The 18,018-nt window shown below is 58.5% G+C and carries 16 protein-coding genes; 9 read left to right on the top strand and 7 right to left on the bottom strand.

Annotation, left to right across the window (positions count from 1 at the left end):
• The first annotated feature begins 3 nt into the window (after positions 1-3).
• Together nifJ and CFT65_RS04030 are read left to right on the top strand one after the other, a co-directional pair.
• Positions 4-3,597 carry a pyruvate:ferredoxin (flavodoxin) oxidoreductase gene (gene nifJ, locus CFT65_RS04025; RefSeq protein WP_088826729.1) on the top strand — a complete coding sequence of 1,198 codons (3,594 nt, stop codon included), beginning with the start codon at positions 4-6 and terminating at the stop codon, positions 3,595-3,597.
• Positions 3,590-4,582, top strand: coding sequence for a dihydroorotate dehydrogenase-like protein (locus CFT65_RS04030; protein ID WP_088826730.1), 993 nt, complete (start codon positions 3,590-3,592; stop codon positions 4,580-4,582). The genes nifJ and CFT65_RS04030 overlap by 8 nt, the downstream gene beginning before the upstream one ends.
• A 12-nt stretch (positions 4,583-4,594) precedes the next feature.
• Here the strand turns inward: CFT65_RS04030 and CFT65_RS04035 are convergent, their stop codons facing one another.
• Positions 4,595-4,999 carry an acyl-CoA thioesterase gene (locus CFT65_RS04035; RefSeq protein WP_088826731.1) on the bottom strand — a complete coding sequence of 135 codons (405 nt, stop codon included), beginning with the start codon at positions 4,997-4,999 and terminating at the stop codon, positions 4,595-4,597.
• Between the two features lie 197 nt (positions 5,000-5,196).
• On the opposite strand from CFT65_RS04035, the gene CFT65_RS04040 reads away from it, so the two are divergent.
• The 5 genes from CFT65_RS04040 to phoU all read left to right on the top strand — a co-directional run bounded on the left by CFT65_RS04040 (position 5,197) and on the right by phoU (position 10,685).
• Positions 5,197-6,237, top strand: a complete 1,041-nt coding sequence (locus CFT65_RS04040) for a substrate-binding domain-containing protein (protein ID WP_416376637.1) — start codon at positions 5,197-5,199, stop codon at positions 6,235-6,237.
• A 137-nt stretch (positions 6,238-6,374) separates the two neighbouring features.
• Positions 6,375-7,763: a phosphate ABC transporter permease subunit PstC gene (gene pstC / locus CFT65_RS04045; protein WP_088826733.1), complete on the top strand. Its 1,389-nt coding sequence runs from the start codon at positions 6,375-6,377 to the stop codon at positions 7,761-7,763.
• The gene (pstA, locus tag CFT65_RS04050) at positions 7,756-9,030 is read left to right on the top strand and encodes a phosphate ABC transporter permease PstA (protein ID WP_088826734.1); all 1,275 of its coding nucleotides are present in this window, start codon (positions 7,756-7,758) and stop codon (positions 9,028-9,030) included. The genes pstC and pstA overlap by 8 nt, the downstream gene beginning before the upstream one ends.
• Before the next feature lie 11 nt (positions 9,031-9,041).
• Positions 9,042-9,929, top strand: coding sequence for a phosphate ABC transporter ATP-binding protein PstB (gene pstB / locus CFT65_RS04055; protein WP_088826735.1), 888 nt, complete (start codon positions 9,042-9,044; stop codon positions 9,927-9,929).
• A 33-nt stretch (positions 9,930-9,962) separates the two neighbouring features.
• Positions 9,963-10,685, top strand: a complete 723-nt coding sequence (gene phoU / locus CFT65_RS04060) for a phosphate signaling complex protein PhoU (RefSeq protein ID WP_088558819.1) — start codon at positions 9,963-9,965, stop codon at positions 10,683-10,685.
• A gap of 249 nt (positions 10,686-10,934) precedes the next feature.
• Here the strand turns inward: phoU and CFT65_RS04065 are convergent, their stop codons facing one another.
• From CFT65_RS04065 to mnmH, 5 genes are all read right to left on the bottom strand, one after another.
• Positions 10,935-11,300 (bottom strand): histidine triad nucleotide-binding protein, encoded by a 366-nt coding sequence (locus CFT65_RS04065; protein ID WP_088826736.1) that lies wholly within the window; start codon positions 11,298-11,300, stop codon positions 10,935-10,937.
• Positions 11,301-11,341: 41 nt separating this feature from the next.
• On the bottom strand, positions 11,342-12,637 hold the full coding sequence (locus tag CFT65_RS04070; protein ID WP_088826737.1) for an FAD-dependent monooxygenase: 1,296 nt from the start codon (positions 12,635-12,637) through the stop codon (positions 11,342-11,344).
• Between the two features lie 82 nt (positions 12,638-12,719).
• Positions 12,720-13,277: an aminoacyl-tRNA deacylase gene (locus CFT65_RS04075; RefSeq protein WP_088826738.1), complete on the bottom strand. Its 558-nt coding sequence runs from the start codon at positions 13,275-13,277 to the stop codon at positions 12,720-12,722.
• 170 nt (positions 13,278-13,447) lie between these two features.
• Entirely contained in the window at positions 13,448-14,281 is an 834-nt protein-coding gene (locus tag CFT65_RS04080) for a mechanosensitive ion channel family protein (protein ID WP_088826739.1), read from the bottom strand.
• A 141-nt stretch (positions 14,282-14,422) separates the two neighbouring features.
• Positions 14,423-15,526: a tRNA 2-selenouridine(34) synthase MnmH gene (gene mnmH / locus CFT65_RS04085; protein ID WP_088828149.1), complete on the bottom strand. Its 1,104-nt coding sequence runs from the start codon at positions 15,524-15,526 to the stop codon at positions 14,423-14,425.
• Positions 15,527-15,659: 133 nt separating this feature from the next.
• On the opposite strand from mnmH, the gene CFT65_RS04090 reads away from it, so the two are divergent.
• On the top strand, positions 15,660-16,319 hold the full coding sequence (locus CFT65_RS04090; protein WP_088826740.1) for a class I SAM-dependent methyltransferase: 660 nt from the start codon (positions 15,660-15,662) through the stop codon (positions 16,317-16,319).
• A gap of 442 nt (positions 16,320-16,761) precedes the next feature.
• Here the strand turns inward: CFT65_RS04090 and CFT65_RS04100 are convergent, their stop codons facing one another.
• The gene (locus tag CFT65_RS04100; protein ID WP_088828150.1) at positions 16,762-17,166 is read right to left on the bottom strand and encodes a VanZ family protein; all 405 of its coding nucleotides are present in this window, start codon (positions 17,164-17,166) and stop codon (positions 16,762-16,764) included.
• Positions 17,167-17,263: 97 nt separating this feature from the next.
• Between CFT65_RS04100 and cysZ the strand changes: the two genes are divergently transcribed.
• On the top strand, positions 17,264-18,013 hold the full coding sequence (gene cysZ, locus CFT65_RS04105) for a sulfate transporter CysZ (RefSeq protein WP_088826742.1): 750 nt from the start codon (positions 17,264-17,266) through the stop codon (positions 18,011-18,013).
• Positions 18,014-18,018 lie beyond the last annotated feature (5 nt).

The raw sequence follows: 18,018 nt of genomic DNA on the forward strand, positions 1-18,018 counted from the left end.
GCCATGGAGTTTCATACCCTCGATGGCAATGAAGCTGTTTCTTCGGTGGCTTATCGCCTGAGCGAAACCATTGCCATCTACCCGATTACCCCTGCCTCGGTGATGGGCGAGCACGCGGATGACTGGGCGGCCCTGGGCAAACCCAATCTCTGGGGGCAGGTGCCCAGTGTGGTGGAAATGCAATCCGAGGCCGGTGCCGCCGGTGCCATGCACGGGGCGCTGCAGGCCGGTTCACTGGTGACCACCTTTACCGCGTCCCAGGGGCTGCTGCTGATGCTGCCCAATCTGTACAAGATTGCCGGTGAGCTATCGCCCTTCTGCATGCACATTGCCGCCCGCAGCATTGCTACCCACGCCCTGTCGATCTTCTGTGACCATTCCGACGTAATGAGTGCCCGCGGTACCGGCTTTGCCCTGCTGGCGTCGGGATCGGTTCAGGAAGCCCAGGATATGGCTGCGATCGGCCATGCCGTCACCCTGGAAAGCCGGGTGCCGGTGATGCATTTTTTCGATGGTTTCCGCACTTCCCATGAGATCTCCAAAATCACCGCTCTGAGCGATGATGACCTGAAGGCCCTGGTGCCCCATGAAGGATTGGAGGCACACCGCAACCGCCGGATGACACCGGACCGGCCGGTGGTTCGTGGCACCTCCCAGAACCCGGACGCCTTCTTCCAGGCCCGGGAGGCCATCAACCCTTTCTATCAGGTGTTCCCGGAAAAGCTTGAAGCCGTGATGGACCGTTTCGCCGATATTACCGGCCGCCAGTACCGGCTGTTCGACTATGTCGGCCACCCTGAGGCCGACCGGGTGGTTATCCTGATGGGCTCCGGGGCCGAATGCGCCCATGAAACGGTGGAGTGGCTGCTTGAGCAGGGCGAAAAGGTTGGGGTTCTCAAGGTCCGCCTGTTCCGGCCCTTTGCGACGGCGCGTTTTCTGGACGCTTTGCCCGATACCGTAGAACATCTGGCGGTGCTCGACCGCACCAAGGAACCGGGAGCCCAGGGTGAACCCTTGCTGCTGGAAGTCAGCGGTGCCCTGATGGAAGCTTACACCCGGGGCGATCGGAAGGTTTTGCCCCGGGTGATCGGCGGCCGCTATGGGCTGTCTTCCCGTGAGTTTACGCCGGCCATGGTCTGCGCCATTTTCGACGAACTGAAAGCGGCAGCGCCGAAAACCCGCTTTACCGTTGGCGTGCGGGACGATGTCAGCCATCTCTCGCTGGAAGTGGATAGCGAGCTGGATATTGAATCCCCGAAAACCCGCCGGGCGCTGTTCTTTGGTCTCGGCGCCGATGGCACCGTCAGCAGCAACAAGGCCAGTATCAAGATTCTGGGGGAGGGCACGGACCTGTTTGCCCAGGGCCATTTCGTCTACGACTCCAAGAAATCCGGCGCCACCACCGTATCCCATCTCCGGTTCGGGCCGCTGCCCATCCGCTCCAGCTACCAGATCAACAGGGCGCAGTTTGTTGCCATTCATGCGCCCCAGTTCCTGGAGCGGTTTGATGTGCTGGAACATGCCGCCGAGGGCGCGACGGTGCTACTCAATGTGCCCTGGTCAAAGGAAGAGGTCTGGGACCGGCTGTCGATGGAGGTTCAGCGGGTACTGGTCGAGCGCAAGGCCCGGCTTTTTGTGATTGATGCCGCCGAGGTGGCGGAAAAAGCGGGGCTGGAACGGCGGATCAACACGGTGATGCAGGTCTGTTTCTTCGCCCTGGCGGATATCCTGCCCCGGGAAGAGGCCATTGCCCACATCGAGGAATCCATCCGCAAAACCTGGGGCCGTCGCGGGCCGGAAGTGGTGCGCCGCAACGTGGAGGCGGTGGACTCGGCCCTCGAGAACCTGCACGAGGTGCCGGTCCCGGGCAAGGTAACGGCAACCCGCACCCGACCACCGAGGGTGCCTGAGGATGCGCCGGACTTTGTCCAGAAAGTCACTCGCCTGTTGCTGGAAGGGCAGGGGGATAAACTGCCGGTCAGCGCTTTTCCGCCGGATGGTACCTGGCCCACGGGAACCAGCCAGTATGAAAAGCGGACCATCGCCCTGGAAATCCCGATCTGGGAATCCGACCTCTGTGTACAGTGCAACTTCTGCGCGATGATTTGCCCGCATACTGCGATCACCAGCAAGGTGTTTGAGCCGGAGGAGGTCAAGGGTGCGCCGGAGGCGTTCGAAGTAGTGCCGGAAACCCACACGGCGGAGCTGGAGGGTCTGGATTACCGGATCCAGGTGGCGCCGGATGACTGCACCGGCTGTGGTTTGTGCGTTGAGGTCTGCCCGGCAAAGGATCGGACCCAGCCCAAACGCAAAGCCATCAATATGCAGCCAATCGAGCAGCATCGCGAGGTGGAGGCCGACAACCTGGCATTTTTCCGACAGGTGCCGGATGTCCCGAGGGATCGTATCCCCCGTGACTTCAAATCCTTGCCACTGCTGATTCCCCTATTTGAATATTCCGGCGCTTGTGCCGGCTGCGGCGAAACGCCCTACATCCGGCTGCTGACCCAGTTGGTGGGGGACCGGCTGCTGATCGCCAATGCCACCGGCTGTTCCTCGATCTATGGCGGCAACCTGCCCACCACGCCTTACACGGTGAATGCCGACGGCCGGGGGCCCACCTGGAACAACTCGCTGTTTGAAGATGCGGCGGAACTGGGCTTGGGCATGCGCCTGGGGCTGGACAAGCTCGTGGGTCGGGCCCGGCAGCTGCTGGACGGGTTCCAGGGACAACTACCTGACGCGCTCTACTCTGAGCTGACCAGCGCCTGCACCACCGTTGATGAATCGGCAATGGCATCGCGGCGCACAGCGATTGAGCAGCTTCGCAGCTGGCTGGCGGATCAGCAGGGGTCAGAGGCCGGGGAACTCGACAGTCTGGCCGATGAACTCTGTCCGAAGAGTGTCTGGGTAATAGGAGGTGATGGCTGGGCCTACGATATTGGTTATGGCGGTCTCGACCACGCCCTGGCCTCGGGTCAGAATGTGAAACTGCTGGTACTCGACACCGAAGTCTATTCCAACACCGGCGGTCAGCAATCCAAGGCCACTCCGATGGGCGCGATTGCCAAGTTCGCCGCTGCCGGCAAGGCCACCCGCAAGAAGGATCTGGGCCTGCTGGCCATGAGTTATGGTCACGTCTACGTCGCCCAGATTGCCATGCAATCCCACAGTAACCACACCACCAAGGCCCTGCAGGAAGCCGAGAGCTTCGACGGCCCGGCACTAATCATCGCCCACAGCCCGTGCATTGCCCATGGCTACGATCTGGTGCATTCCCCCGCACAGCAGAAGCGGGCGGTGGACAGCTGGGCCTGGCCGCTGTACCGGTTTGATCCCCGTCGTATCCATGAAGGGCTGCCTCCGCTGCAGCTCGATTCCCTGCGCCAGAAGGTCACCATGAAAGCCTACATGCAGGAAGAGGCCCGGTTCCGGATGCTGGAGTTGAGGGATCCCCAGCGTTACGAAAAGCTGGTGGCTGCGGCTTCGGAAGCGGCCACTGAACAGCGTGAGCTATACAAGCAGCTGGCGGGGATCCACTTTGAGCCCCATGAACACCCGGAACCAGACCCCAAGGAGGGCGATCACCATGACTGAGTTAGCAACCCGATGGCTCGGGCTGGATCTGCGCTCGCCCCTGGTCGTTGGCGCCAGTCCGCTGACCGATGACCTGGACGCGCTGAAAGCCTGTGTCGATGGCGGCGCCGGTGCCGTGGTGATGCATTCGCTGTTCGAGGAGCAGTTGGTGGAAGAGCAAATGGCCGCCCACCGGTTTATTGATTCCCGGATCAATATGGATGCCGAGGCCCGGTCGTTTTTTCCAGGATCCGAGCTGTTCGAGATGGGATCGGACAGCTACTTGCAGCGGTTGGAGCTGCTTCGCCACTCACTGGGTGTGCCGGTGATTGCCTCTCTCAACGGTATCTCGACGGGTGGCTGGACCAGGCATGCCCGTGAGCTGGAAGCTGCGGGCGCCCATGCCATCGAACTGAATCTCTATGACCTGGCCTCGGATCCGGAGGAAACAGGGCAAGCACTGGAACAGCGGCAACTTTCGGTTGTGAGGTCAGTGGCTGAGCAGGTGAGCATTCCGGTCAGCGTCAAACTATCGCCTTTCTACTCGGCATTGCCTGCGTTCGTGGCCGGTATCGAAGAGTCAGGAGCCCGGGGCGTGGTGTTGTTCAACCGGTTCTATCAGCCGGATATGGATCTGGACGAGCTGGAGTTAAGCCGGGAGGTGGTGCTGTCGTCCAGTGCCGAGCTGCCGTTGCGGTTGCACGCAGCGGCCATGCTGTATGGCCAGACAACACTGGAGATGGCAGTTTCGGGCGGCGTTCACAGTGGTGATGATGCGGCAAAAGCGATTCTTTCGGGCGCTTCTGCCGTGCAGGTGGTCTCCGCCGTGCTGTCCGAGGGTGCCGGCGCCATGTCGAGGATTACCCGGGAAATGAATGCTCGGCTCTCCGGAATGGGATACCGCTCGCTGGCAGAAGCACGGGGCGTATTGTCCATGGCGAATGCCCCAAACGCCCGAGCATGGGAACGCCTTAATTACGCCCGCCTTCTGCACGGCTGGAAATAGAGCGGTGACGGTTCAGAGAACTTGCTCCGGCACTTCCCGGATCCGACCGTGCTCATCAATGGCGACATAGACGAACAGGCCCTCGGTCACCTTGCGTGGGTTCTTGGCAGTGCGGTCAAGAGTCCACACCTCCACGCTGATTTTCATGGAACTGCGGCCGATATCGACGAGTTCGCAGTAGCAACCTACCTGAGATCCTACTCGCAACGGTGACAGGAACTCCATCCGGTCCATGGCCACGGTGGCATTACGGCCCTGGGAAATACGCCCGGCCATGGTAGCAGCGGCGAGATCCATCTGTTTCACCAGCCAGCCGGCGAAGACATCGCCATTGGCGTTGGTGTCGGCAGGAAGCGGGATTATCTGCAGGGTGAGTTCGCCACGGGGCATGGGTTTGTCATCGTCTAATGCTGTCATATTACTGCCTTCTTGCGAGCCTGGAATTGTTTTAACACGCATGGTAGCGGGCTGGGGCGCCGCTGCAAGCAAATTTAAACATTCCAGACTATATTTCAGAAGCTGTAACAAAGTTGTCACAGAGTGCCTTTAGTCTGCATTCATCGGTAAAGCACATCCGACACAACGTCCAAACCGAATAATGGAGACTTGACGTGATGAAACTGAACAAAGTACTCGCGACTGTAGCACTGGCTGGCTCCGTAGCCGCCGTGTCTGCGCCGGCCATGGCCCGTGACACCATCAGCATCGTGGGTTCCTCAACTGTTTATCCGTTCGCAACCGTTGTTGCCGAGCGCTTCGGCACCAAGACCGACTTCAGCACTCCCAAGCTGGAATCCACGGGTTCTGGTGGCGGTCTCAAGCTGTTCTGCCAGGGCATCGGCACCCAGCACCCGGACATCACCAACGCGTCACGTCGCATGAAGACGTCCGAGTTCGAGCTCTGCCAGAGCAACGGAGTGACAGACATCACCGAATTTCGCATCGGTTCTGACGGCATTGTGATTGCCAGCTCCAAAGAAGCCGAAAACCTGGACCTTACTCTGGAGCAGCTGTTCCTGGCCCTGGGTTCCAAAGTGCCTGTTAACGGCGAGTGGGTAGCCAACCCGAACAAAAACTGGAGCGACGTTGACTCCAGCCTGCCGAACAAGCCGATTCGTGTAATGGGGCCGCCCCCGACGTCCGGTACCCGTGATTCCTTTAACGAGTTGGCCCTGGCCGCTGGTTGCGATCAGCTGCCTGAAGCCGCCAGCCTGGGCAAGGACGAACACGCCTCCATCTGCGAAAGCGTTCGTGAAGACGGCGCCTTTATCGAAGCGGGTGAGAACGATAACCTGATCGTTCAGAAACTGATCGGCGATGCAGGCATGTACGGCGTATTCGGCTACAGCTTTATGGAAGAAAACTCCGACCGTCTGCAGGCCGCTACTCTGAATGGCAAGATACCGACCGCTGAAGCGATTGCTGCCGATGACTATCCGGTTGCGCGCTCGCTGTTCTTCTACGTGAAGAAGGCACACGTTGGTGTGGTTCCTGGCATTGCGGAGTATGTCAGTGAGTTCACCAGCAACGCTGCCATGGGCCAGAACGGCTACCTGAAAGATGTTGGCCTGATCGTGCCGCCCCGTGCTGCCCTGATGGACCTGATGGATAAGGCAGAAAGCATGCCGAACCTGACCCTGGACGAGCTCAAGTAAGACCGCCGTCCGGTCAAGAATGAAGGTGCGGGTCTCGATGGAGGCCCGCACCTTTCGCACGTTAGGACGATCCGGTGCCAGTGCAGAGGTGAATCTGTAAACTGAGCGCCAATCCGAAGTCGAATACAGGAATTTTCATGCAACCGGCTAATCTTTTATTACTGACTCTGGTGCTGGCGATCGTGGCCTATTGGCTTGGTTACGCTCGTTCCCGGTCGTTGGCGGTGCCGCTGGGTGGGATCCGTCATCTCAAATCCCTGCCTTTCTACTACGGAGCCCGAGCGGCATTCTGGAGTGGCATTCCAGCCCTCCTCGTGCTTGGTTTATGGGCCGCATTCCAGGGCAAAGTCATCCAGCTGATTGTTATTGGTGGTCTGCCGGACGGCATGATTCCGGCAACCGACGGTGAAGCGAGCCTGCTGTTGAGCAAAATCAGCAATGTGGCCAGCGGAGCCTTGCCTCCAGGCTTCGTTGAAGCCCCGATAGCGGAGGCTGCGGAGCGTTTGCAATCGCTGCGTACGCAGAGTCGGTTCCTCATGTCTGGTCTGGTTATCTCGGTTGCCGTGCTTGCCGGTTTTCTCGGGTGGTTGAGAATCCGGCCGCGGCTGAATGCCCGTGCCCAGGTGGAGTCCATTCTCAAATGGGTATTTTTCGCCTGCGCGGCCCTGGCTATATTGACCACTGTTGGAATCATTTTCTCAGTGGCGTTCGAGACCTTTCGTTTCTTTGGCAAGGTACCGTTCACTGAATTTATCTTTGGTAGTCATTGGAGTCCCCAGACCGCTCTGAGGGCTGATCAGGTGGCTTCTCAGGGTGCCTTCGGGATGATTCCCCTGTTCACAGGTACCTTGCTGATTTCTGCCATTGCCATGGTTGTGGCAGTGCCGGTGGGCTTGCTGTCGGCCATTTACCTGTCGGAATACGCGGGTAGAAAGATGCGTGGTGTGGTCAAGCCGTTGCTGGAAATGCTGGCGGGTATTCCCACCGTGGTTTACGGGTTCTTCGCCGCGCTGACAGTTGCGCCGTTTATCAGCGATCTGGCCGCATCCATGGGCATCGAGGCATCAAGCCAGAGTGCCCTGGCTGCCGGTGCCGTTATGGGCATCATGATCATTCCGTTCGTGTCTTCCTTGTCGGATGACGTGATCAATGCTGTACCCCAGGCCATGCGTGATGGCTCTCTGGCGCTCGGAGCCACCCAGTCCGAGACCATGAAGAAGGTGATTTTCCCGGCTGCACTGCCCGGCATCATGGGCGGTATTCTGCTGGCGGTCTCCCGGGCCATTGGTGAAACCATGATCGTGGTCATGGCCGCAGGGCTGGCGGCCAACCTGACGGCCAACCCGCTGGAAACCGTTACCACCGTGACCGTGCAAATCGTGACCCTGCTTACCGGTGACCAGGAATTCGACAGCGCCAAGACGCTGGCCGCCTTCGCATTGGGCGCCATGCTCTTCCTGGCAACCCTGTTGCTCAACGTCATTGCACTGAAAATCGTACGCAAATATCGGGAACAGTATGACTGACCAACGTTCACAGGCGGAGATTGTCCGCCAGTCGCTCAAGCGACGCTACCGTAAGGAACGCCGTTTCCGCGCCTACGGCATCATGGCCATCGCCATTGCCCTGGGGGCCCTGTTAATCCTGTTCACCGATATCATCGGCAAGGGTTATACCGGCTTCGTGAAGACCACCATCACCATGGATGTGCAGTTGGATGGTGAAATGATGTACCTGGATGATCCCACGGACGAGCGTCAGATCAAGATGGCCGATTTTGTCGAGCCTCTGGTTCAGGCGCTGATCAAGGAGATCCCCGGAGCAACGGAGGAGGACCGGAAACAGGTTCGCGAACTGATCAATCCCTACGCCTCGGTGACGCTCCGGGATGCCCTGAAGGCAAACCCCGAGTGGTTGGGTACCACCCAGACCATGACATTTCTCACGCACACGGACGTGGATGTCTACGTCAAGCATGCAGGGGATGATGCCTACTCGATCAAGCTGAACGACCAGCAAAAAGCCTGGGTAGATGATCTTTTCGAGCGGGACGTTATCGAGACATCGTTCAATGATGTGTTCTTCAGTGGCGGCGATTCCCGTGATCCCTCCAAGGCGGGTATTCTCGGGGCTATTGTCGGTTCGCTGCTGACCATGTTCGTCACCCTGATACTGTCGTTCCCGATCGGTGTCGCCGCAGCGATCTATCTGGAAGAGTTTGCGCCCCAGAACAAATTTACCGATTTCATCGAAGTGAATATCAACAATCTGGCGGCGGTACCATCCATCATCTTTGGCCTGCTTGGCCTCGCGGTGTTTATCAACCTGTTCGGGATGCCACGTTCGGTTCCTGTGGTTGGTGGTCTGGTTCTGACATTGATGACGCTGCCGACCATCATCATTTCCAGCCGGGCCGCGATCAAAAGCGTACCGCCCTCGATCCGCGAGGCCGCTGAAGGTATCGGCGCATCCAAGATGCAGGTGGTTCTGCATCATGTGCTACCGCTGGCCATGCCGGGCATGCTCACCGGTTCGATCATCGGTATGGCCCAGGCACTGGGTGAAACCGCACCGCTGCTGCTGATCGGTATGGTGGCGTTCATTGTGGATGTGCCGGACGGGTTCTTTGATTCGGCTACGGTTCTGCCTGTACAGGTTTTCCTGTGGGCGGGCAGCCCGGAGCTGGCCTTTATTGAGCGAGCGTCGGCAGCCATTATGGTGCTGCTGGCCTTCCTGATCAGTATGAACGCATTGGCCATCTGGATGCGTAAACGTCTCGAGCGCCGGTGGTAAGGAGAATCAAGATGAATAGTGTGAATACAACCATTGCCAGTGAAGTTAGCCAACCGGATGAGGTCGCCGTGCCAGTTCAGGAATCAAAGCCCGCTGAAACCATCATTGAAGAGGGCAAAACCGTCGGTAAGCCGTTCTCGGACGACCCGAAGTTCAAGCTTCGTGATGTCGAAGTGTTCTACGGCGATGCTCCCGCGATCAAGAAGATCAGCCTCGATATTGGCCGTAACGAAGTCATTGCCTTCATTGGCCCATCCGGTTGCGGCAAGTCCACCTTCCTGCGCTGCCTGAATCGCATGAACGACAGCATCGATATCTGTCGTGTGAAGGGTTCCCTGCAATTGGAAGACCACGACATTTACGACCCCAAGCGGGATGTGGTCGAACTGCGGGCCAGGGTCGGTATGGTATTTCAGAAGCCGAACCCCTTTCCCAAGTCCATCTATGACAACGTGGCTTACGGCCCCCGGATTCACGGCCTGGCCAACCGCAAGTCGGATCTGGACGAGATTGTGGAAAACAGCCTGCGCAAGGCCGGCCTTTGGGAAGAGGTAAAGGATCGCCTGGACGCCAACGCAACCGGCATGTCCGGCGGCCAGCAACAGCGTCTGTGTATTGCACGAGCCATTGCCGTGAGCCCGGAAGTGGTGCTGATGGATGAGCCCTGCTCGGCTCTGGACCCCATCGCCACCGCAAAAGTGGAAGAGCTGATTGCCGAACTGTCCGAGAGCTACACGATCGTCATCGTGACCCACTCGATGCAGCAGGCGGCCCGGGTATCCCACCGCACGGCTTACTTCCACCTGGGACACCTGGTGGAAGTGAACGAGACCAACAAGGTATTCACCTCGCCGGAACATGAACTGACCGAGTCCTACATCACCGGGCGTTTCGGCTGATTCCGGACCTGAGGAATTTTGGAGAAGAACAGTATGCCTACGAAGAAGGACGAAGTTTACGGGGATCACATCTCCCATAAGTTCAATAACGAACTGATGGAACTCAAGACCGAGTTCCTGAAAATGGGTGGCATGGTAGAATCCCAGGTCGAGAACGCCATTCAGGCCCTGGTGGATGGCGATGGCCATCTGGCCGACGAGATCCGCGCCAACGACAAGAAAGTTGACCGGATGGAAGTGGAAATCGACGAGGAGGCCACCCTGATCATTGCCCGTCGTCAGCCGACGGCACGGGATCTGCGTCTGGTGATCTCGGTCATCAAGATGGTGGCGGACCTGGAGCGCGTTGGCGATGAAGCCAAGAAGATCGCCAAGCTGGCCATCAAACTGCAGGAAGAAGGCCAGGCCCCGCGCGGCTACGTGGAAGTCCGCCACATTGGCACCCACGTGCTCAGCATGCTTCACGATGCCCTGGATGCCTTTGCCCGGTTGGATTCCGAGCAGGCCCTGCGGATCATGAAGGAAGACAAGCGCGTCGATGAGGAATATCAGGCAGCGGCCCGTACCCTGCTGACGTTCATGATGGAAGATACCCGTAACATCTCACGGTGCATGTCGGTGATGTGGGTACTCCGCGCACTGGAGAGGGTGGGTGACCACGCCTGCAATATTGCCGAGAACGTGATCTTCATGGTCAAAGGCGAGGACGTTCGTCATACGCCGGTGGAAGAGGCTGAGAAAGTCGTCGGCCGCTAGGGAGTCAGACCTTGAGGGAAAGCCGCACCACACGCCGTCCGATCAGAGCTGGGAGTCAGCCTGCTCCGTTAACAAAAAAGACAATCGGGCACCTGCGAGCGATTGTTCCCAGGTTTGAGCAAGTGGGCCGGTAATGCTGTTTGGGACTATCTTTCGCCAGGGATGGCGAAAGCTAAGCGCGCATGGATGCCTTGAGCGTGTCCCAAACAGCATTACCGGACCGCTTGCCGGCACCCAAGCCTAAAACAATCAGCCCTGCTTCATTTTGTCGGTATACGGAGGCCAGCCTAGCGGCTTGCCGGCAAGTACGTGCAGATGTATGTGAAACACGGTCTGCCCGGAGTTTTCCCCGCAGTTCATGACCACCCTATAGCCGTCTTCGGCAAACCCTTTCTCCTTGGCAATCTTCGCTGCCACCAGGTACAGATGCCCCACCAGTTCCCGATCTTCTTCGGTGATGTCGTTAATGGTGGCGATGGCCTTTTTCGGGATGACCAGAAAATGCACCGGCGCCTGAGGATTGATGTCACTGAACGCCAGGGCGATATCGTCCTCGTACAGGATGTCGGCGGGGATTTCCCGGTTGATGATCTTGGTGAAAATCGTCTCTGACATGGTGGCTCCTTCTCGCGTGTCCTTGGGATTGTTGTTTGGCTTCAAAGCTGACTAAGGCCGGGAATCCGGGAAGTTATCTGCCTGACCACGGCTGGCAGTTCCTCGTCGATGCCCATGGCGTAGCGGGCAACCCGGTTGCGGGCGAAGGGCAGGGCGCGGGCGGCGCCGAGGCCGAGGTTGCGCAGCAGGTGGACGGGTGGAATCCGGTTGCTGAACAGATGGTAGAACACATCCATGGTCAGCATCATTCTGCGGTTCGCCGGTCGGCGCTGTTGCTCATAGAGGTTAAGCCACTTTGGAGTGGCCAGATCATCTCCGGCCCGCTTGGCTTCCTTGAGGACTGCTTGCAGGGCCTGCGCATCCTGGAAGCCAAGGTTTACGCCCTGTCCGGCCAGCGGGTTGATGGTGTGGGCCGAGTCGCCAGCCAGGACGACCCGTCCGGAGTGGTACTGTTTGGCGTGCTGGCGGGCGATGGGAAACGAGGCCTTGCTGTGGATGTGTGTCAGCAGCGGCAGGCTCGCGGGAAACGACGACTGGATCTCGTTCATCAGCGCGCTGTCATCCAGGGTTTTCAGGCGAGCGAGCTCTTCGGGTGAATCGTACCAGACCAGGGAGCCCCAGCTTTCACCGGGATGTTCTGGGCCGGCGCTGTGAAGTGGCAGAAAGGCTCTGGGACCGGACGGGTGGAAGCCCTGCCAGGTAATGTCCTCGACCGGCCCCTGATAACGCACAGAGATGACCATCGCCTGCTGGTCGTACTGGTTTCGGGCAGTGCCGATGCCGGCCAGGTCGCGGATCCGGGATTGGGCACCGTCGGCGCCGACCACAAGGTTTGCTACCAGCTTGAGGCCATCATCCAGAGTAACGGTGGCTGCATCGCCAGCCTGTTCCAGTAAGGCAACACCCGGGCCGTGGAACAGGGAAACCTGCGGGCATGCCTCGGCGGTTTTCCAGAGCGCCTGCTGAGTCACCGAGTTTTCAACGATGTGTCCCAAGTGGTGGGCGCCCAGCTCGGTGGCGTCGAATTGGACCTCAGCCAGTTTTCGGGGCACCAGGTTCTGGAGTGGATAGCGGGTTTCATCCCACACGGCCAGTCGCTTGTAGGGCGTCGCGCGCATCCCCAGGATGTGGTCCCAGGCGCCAAGGCTCTGCAGATAGCGCTCACTGCCGGCGCTCAGGGCAGAAACCCGGATGTCCGGGGCGCTTTCCGGGTCAAAGTCGTGGGGCGGGGCCCGGTCGACGAGGGCAACGCGGAAGCCATTCTGGCCAAGGCCAGTGGCGAGAGCGGCGCCGACCATGCCGGCACCAACTACGACAATATCAAAGACTTGAGTCATATCGGTTTCCTGTCTGATGCCCTCAGTTTACGCGATGACGGCAGCCAGACAAGAGACCGGGATCAAGCCGGCAGGAAAATCCTCAATAGCCAGCCATCCCTGATACCCGCGGCTCGGCAGCGTCATCAGGTCGGCGACGGCCCTTGACAAGCCAGGCGGGCTTCTGGGCTCCGGGTTTGTTGAAGCCCTGGTTAAGGACCATGGGTTGCACCAGGGTCAGGAAATCCGAGGTTTTCATGTGCACCGATTCGCTATGACTACCTGCTGCAAACGCCAGCTCTGGCTGTTCGGTCAGGGCTTCGGCACAGTAGACGGTCATTCCGAACAGGTTGCCAAAGGGGGGCATGGCGCCTACCTCGCAATCCGGGAAGCGATCCTGGAATTCCTGCTCGTCAGCGAGGTCAAGAAAGTCGGTGTCGAGGATGCGGGATAGCCTGTCCCAGCGGATTCGCCAGGTCGCCGGCATCACCAGCATCGCCATTTTGCCATCCAGCTCGATGATCACCGTTTTAACGACACGGTCGCCGGCAATCTTGACGTGGTGGGCGAGTTCCTGGGCGGTAAATGCAGGCGGGTGGGAGAGGCACATGTATTCCACACCTGCCTCATCGAGGAATTCCTTCAACTGCTGTACCGGCATAGTGACAACCTCCTACCAGCAATGACAGCGTTCCGGAGCCTATGTTGATCGGATTACCTGGCCCCGATGGCCTGGCGGGGTCCGTAAACCCCGCCATTAATGGTCAGCTTAGTTGAGGTTACGCAGTTTGCGAGTAACCGGATGTATCAATGAGCAACCGATCGCGAATCTCAGTCGGTTTTAATCATATGCACATCGCGCTGGGGGAACGGAATGCTGATGCCCTCGGCGTCGAATGCTTTCTTCACTTTCTCATGCATGTCCCAGTAGAAGGGCCAGAGGTCAGCGGACTTGGTCCAGGCCCGAACGGTCAGGTCGACGGAGCTTTCGCCGAGGGCGCCAACAACGATCAGCGGCTCGGGGTCTTTCAGTGCGCGCTCGTCTTCCTCAATGAGTCGCTTGCAGACGGCCTTGGCCTTGTCGATGTCATCACCGTAGCCGATGCCGAAGCTCATGTCGCAGCGACGGGTTTCATAGGCGCTCAGGTTGGTCAGGCTGGCGTTGGCCAGTTGACCATTGGGGATGATGATGCGCCGGTTATCAAAGGTGTCGACAATGGTGTAGAGAATGGAGATTTCCCTGACGGAGCCCAGGTAGCCCTGGGCGTCGATGACATCGCCTACCTTGAACGGCTTGAAAATCAGGATCAGGACGCCGCCGGCGAAGTTGGCGAGACTGCCCTGCAGCGCCAGGCCCACCGCCAGACCGGCGGCACCGACAATGGCGATAAAGGATGTGGTGGCGATGCCAACCATGGAGGCGACGGAAATCAGCAGCAGAATCTTGAGGATTACGCTGAGAAGGCCGCAGAGGAATTTGTTCAGGGTCGGGTCTTTCTTGCCCAGTTTGGTATCGAGCACGCCGACAAATCGGTTGATCAGCCACAGGCCTACAATCAATGTGACTATGGCCAGGACGACTTTCGGTGCGTAAGTCATGACCAGGGACATCGCCTGATTCATGAGTTCCGAGGCACCGCCTTCAGCGCCAAATAGATCTTCCATAAAGGACTCCTTGTTCGTTGGTATTTTTCTTAAGTGTCGGATTAACCGGCAAAATCCTGCAACAACGTGATTGGTCTACTTCTCTATATAGCAGACAAATGTCAGGGGTGTGTATCGCAGGCGAAATATTCAGTCAGTGCCTTACGCAATCGAGCTCTTGTTGGCCCAATCGACAATGGTTCCGGGGCCTCCGCGGACAAGAATCCGGCCCTCTTTCTGGCTCAATTGGTAGTCGTACATGGGGTCGTAATAGTCCTGAAGCAGCGCCTGAATCCATGCGTTATGCGCGCCAGTCTGTCCGGTGTTTTCCTGCTGCACCAGCGCCTCTTCCATCAGACCGCGCAGCTGTTTGTGCCGCTCACCGCCAAGGCGCTTGCGAATTCGGTCAAGGGCACTCAACAGGTAGTCCCGGAAATTCAGCCAGCCCGCTTCGGCTCCGTCGCGGTTTACGTAATCCGCAAGCATGCCTTCAACATAGTCTTCCCGGATAATGGCAACACGCTCTTTCATGGGTTGCTCAAGAATCAGCAGCGGCGACTCGGCCATGCGATCCTTGAGCGATTCGGGGAGGGCGCAACGCCCCACGAGGCGGCTTTCATCTTCCAGGTAAACCGGGCCATCGTTGAAATGACGGGCTTTGAGAATGGCCACGGCCAGCCGGTTCTCGAAATCGATCTGTGAAGGTTGAGGCGTTACCTGTCGCCCGAAACTGGAACCCCGGTGGTTGGCAAGGCCTTCAAGATCCACCGGATTCGGCAGTTGTTGCAGAACCCGTGTTTTGCCGGTACCGGTGCGCCCGCTGAGAATACGGAACTCGCCGGATTCGATCTGGGCTTCCAGGCTGTCGATCAGGAATCGGCGCAATGCCTTGTAGCCGCCTTTAACCAGCGGGTAGTCAATGCCGGCATCCCGGATCCACTGCTGGGTGAGCCGGGAGCGCAGACCGCCCCGAAAACAGAACAGGTAGCCGTTCGGATGGCGGGCCACAAAGCGCTTCCAGGCTTCAATGCGTTGGGCCTTGATATCACCGGAAACCAGCTGATGGCCCAGCTCAATGGCCTTGTCCTGGCCTTTTTCTTTGTAACAGATGCCGACCCGGTGGCGCTCCTCATCGTTCATCAGGGGCGCGTTTTCGGTATTCGGAAAGCTGCCACGGCTGAACTCCACCGGTGCCCTGACGTCCATCAGCGGCACGTTATTCAGGAACAGGGAAAGGTAGTCGTCGGTGTCGGGTCTGCTTGCCATTTCAGCGGTAAACCAGTTGTCAGATGGAGGCGGCAGTATAGCGGAAATGGGTGTTTTCTGCTTGTCGCCGCCTGTTTCCCGCACTGGTCACGGGTACAATGGCGCCTTCGTGAAATTCGAGGTTGGATACCCCATGTCAGCGGACTGTCTGAATCAGCACCTGCGCAAAACCCTCGCCCGAGGCCGGGTGGCCGTTTCCCGTCCTGCCGGCTGTGAACGCGTTGCCCTGTACCTCTTTGACCCGACCGTGCTTGAGGGGCCGTTATCCCACGAAGAGGCCCAGGCTGTGGTTGCCGAACCTGCCTACTGGTCTTTCTGCTGGGCCAGCGGCCAGGTGCTTGCCAGCTGGATTCTGGACAATCCCCGGTGGGTTGAGGGCAAGCGGGTCCTGGACTTCGGCTCCGGATCGGGAATAGTGGCTGTAGCGGCTGCGATGGCGGGAGCCCGCGAAGCCATCGCCTGTGATATTGATCCGGCAGCGCTGGACGCAGCCAGTGCCAACGCTGCCCTCAATGGTGTTTCCGTTGGCCTTTGCTGTGACTGGGCAGACCGACCTGAGGATCTGGATGTCGTGACAGCGGCGGATGTGCTCTACGATCCCGAAAACCGGCCGCTGCTCCGCGTCTTTCGCGAGGCGGTACCCCGGGTGCTACTGGCGGATTCGCGGATGAAAGTGTTGGGTGACAGTGCCTATCGCAGGCAGGCAACGATTGAGGCCCGGACCTGGCCGGATCTGCACGAATTCGAGGAGTTCAATCGGGTTCGAATCTATTTGGCCGAGAAAAGCCAGTAACGAATCTGAAGTGAAAAAAGGAGGAAATAAAAAATAAAGGGCAACCATGCGGTTACCCTTTCTCGGAACAGGTCGGCGCATCCTTGCGCATTGGGCAACAGCCGTGTTGCGAGATCCTTGAGCCACTCCGTGGTGCCGGCATCCGAGCCGGCCATCCAAATAGTTATCCCTTAAGCGAGGCGTCCTTGTGTCCTTACCTCTCCCTGCAGTCCGTGCCGGGGTGCGTCCAGTGCGTCGTCCTTTTCCCTGTCATCCTTGACGACAACAATATACCAACTGGATTCTGACAAACGTGTGAACTGTGCACGCGTCGCAACGGATATCGGCGCAGGCTTATCCAATAAAACATAATTATCAGCAAGTTAGCTTTTCCCTACAGTGCTTCTGGATCTGCCGCGCACGCAATGTCACTGCAAGATCTCACGCCTTTGTAAGAAATATCTCACAGGGATTCTGGCGAATTTCGCAAATCCGGTTTTCCGGCGTTTCGGATGCCGGGCCAGGGAAGAAGTCCGATGGCGATGCCTGCGCCGTCCGCAGCCAGATCGGCCAGGGAAAATTCCCGGTAGGGCAGGGTTGCCTGGATAAGCTCAATGCCAAGGCCAAAGCCCAGCAGTGCCGGTGCAAACCAGATGGCCCGGAGCTCCGGCCAGGCCAGCCGGGTCAGGATGGTGAGCTCGAGGAAGGCGATAAGGTGGTTCACCTTGTCGTTCGACGATGATGGTATGGCATGAGGGCTGTCGGTTGTCGCAAGAAACCCGATGGCCAGCACGGAAACCACAAAGGCTGCCTGCCAGAGGGGGCGGTATTGCAGCAGGCTGGTCAGTTGTTGTTTCAATGTATCCATCGGGGAAGTCACTGAGCGTTCTCGGGCTGTGGGAATGTTGCCAACATGATATGCTTTGCGCCCCGTCATTGTCATTGAAGCGGAGGTCCTGCCAGCTATGCTCAAGGGTAATTTTTTTCGTGGACTGGGCTACCTGGGTGAGGGTTTCCGCCTTATTCGTCAGCCCGGTCTTCGGCTGTTCGTCATCATTCCACTGGTTATCAATATTTTGCTTTTCGGATTGCTTTTCTTCTTTATGGGAGAGCTGTTCGCAGGCTTGATTGCCGCCGCGATGTCGTGGTTGCCGGACTGGGCGTGGCTTCAGGCACTGGATTGGCTGTTCTGGATTCTCTACGGTGCGGTCATTGTGCTGATGCTGGCCTATGGCTTCGTGATCGTTGCCAACCTGATTGGTTCCCCTTTCTATGGCTATCTTGCCGAGCTGACGGAAAAGCACCTGACCGGTCAGGAGATGAATACCGATGACAGCTGGGCGTCCATCATCAAGGATATTCCCCGTGCGCTCGCGCGCGAGGTTCAGAAGATCCTGTATTACCTGCCGCGGGCTATCGCTTTACTGATCATCGGTCTTATACCGGTTGTTAATCTGGTTGCAGCTGTTCTCTGGTTTCTTTTCAACAGCTGGATGATGGCGCTGCAATACGTGGACTACCCGGCAGACAACCACAAGCTCAGTTTCCCCGCCCTGCGTCGGTTGCTCGGTGACACGCGCTTGTCTGCCTTCGGCTTTGGCCTGCCGGTGGCATTGGCCGCCATGGTGCCGGTGCTGAATCTGTTTGTGGTGCCTGCGGCGGTGTGTGGGGCAACGGCTTACTGGGTGCGTGAGAACGGCGCCACAAGAACTTAACTGGT

The organism is Marinobacter sp. es.048 (assembly GCF_900188435.1).
Lineage (GTDB): Bacteria > Pseudomonadota > Gammaproteobacteria > Pseudomonadales > Oleiphilaceae > Marinobacter.

Bases quoted from the DNA above. Each gene is read 5' to 3' on its own strand.
- mnmH (WP_088828149.1), bottom strand. From the start codon at position 15,526: ATGGCAAGCAGACCCGACACCGACGACTACCTTTCCCTGTTCCTGAAT.
- pstA (WP_088826734.1), top strand. From the start codon at position 7,756: ATGACTGACCAACGTTCACAGGCGGAGATTGTCCGCCAGTCGCTCAAG.
- CFT65_RS04040 (WP_416376637.1), top strand. From the start codon at position 5,197: ATGAAACTGAACAAAGTACTCGCGACTGTAGCACTGGCTGGCTCCGTA.
- phoU (WP_088558819.1), top strand. From the start codon at position 9,963: ATGCCTACGAAGAAGGACGAAGTTTACGGGGATCACATCTCCCATAAG.
- pstB (WP_088826735.1), top strand. From the start codon at position 9,042: ATGAATAGTGTGAATACAACCATTGCCAGTGAAGTTAGCCAACCGGAT.
- CFT65_RS04090 (WP_088826740.1), top strand. From the start codon at position 15,660: ATGTCAGCGGACTGTCTGAATCAGCACCTGCGCAAAACCCTCGCCCGA.
- CFT65_RS04030 (WP_088826730.1), top strand. From the start codon at position 3,590: ATGACTGAGTTAGCAACCCGATGGCTCGGGCTGGATCTGCGCTCGCCC.
- CFT65_RS04075 (WP_088826738.1), bottom strand. From the start codon at position 13,277: ATGCCGGTACAGCAGTTGAAGGAATTCCTCGATGAGGCAGGTGTGGAA.
- CFT65_RS04065 (WP_088826736.1), bottom strand. From the start codon at position 11,300: ATGTCAGAGACGATTTTCACCAAGATCATCAACCGGGAAATCCCCGCC.
- CFT65_RS04080 (WP_088826739.1), bottom strand. From the start codon at position 14,281: ATGGAAGATCTATTTGGCGCTGAAGGCGGTGCCTCGGAACTCATGAAT.
- cysZ (WP_088826742.1), top strand. From the start codon at position 17,264: ATGCTCAAGGGTAATTTTTTTCGTGGACTGGGCTACCTGGGTGAGGGT.
- pstC (WP_088826733.1), top strand. From the start codon at position 6,375: ATGCAACCGGCTAATCTTTTATTACTGACTCTGGTGCTGGCGATCGTG.
- CFT65_RS04035 (WP_088826731.1), bottom strand. From the start codon at position 4,999: ATGACAGCATTAGACGATGACAAACCCATGCCCCGTGGCGAACTCACC.
- nifJ (WP_088826729.1), top strand. From the start codon at position 4: ATGGAGTTTCATACCCTCGATGGCAATGAAGCTGTTTCTTCGGTGGCT.
- CFT65_RS04070 (WP_088826737.1), bottom strand. From the start codon at position 12,637: ATGACTCAAGTCTTTGATATTGTCGTAGTTGGTGCCGGCATGGTCGGC.
- CFT65_RS04100 (WP_088828150.1), bottom strand. From the start codon at position 17,166: ATGGATACATTGAAACAACAACTGACCAGCCTGCTGCAATACCGCCCC.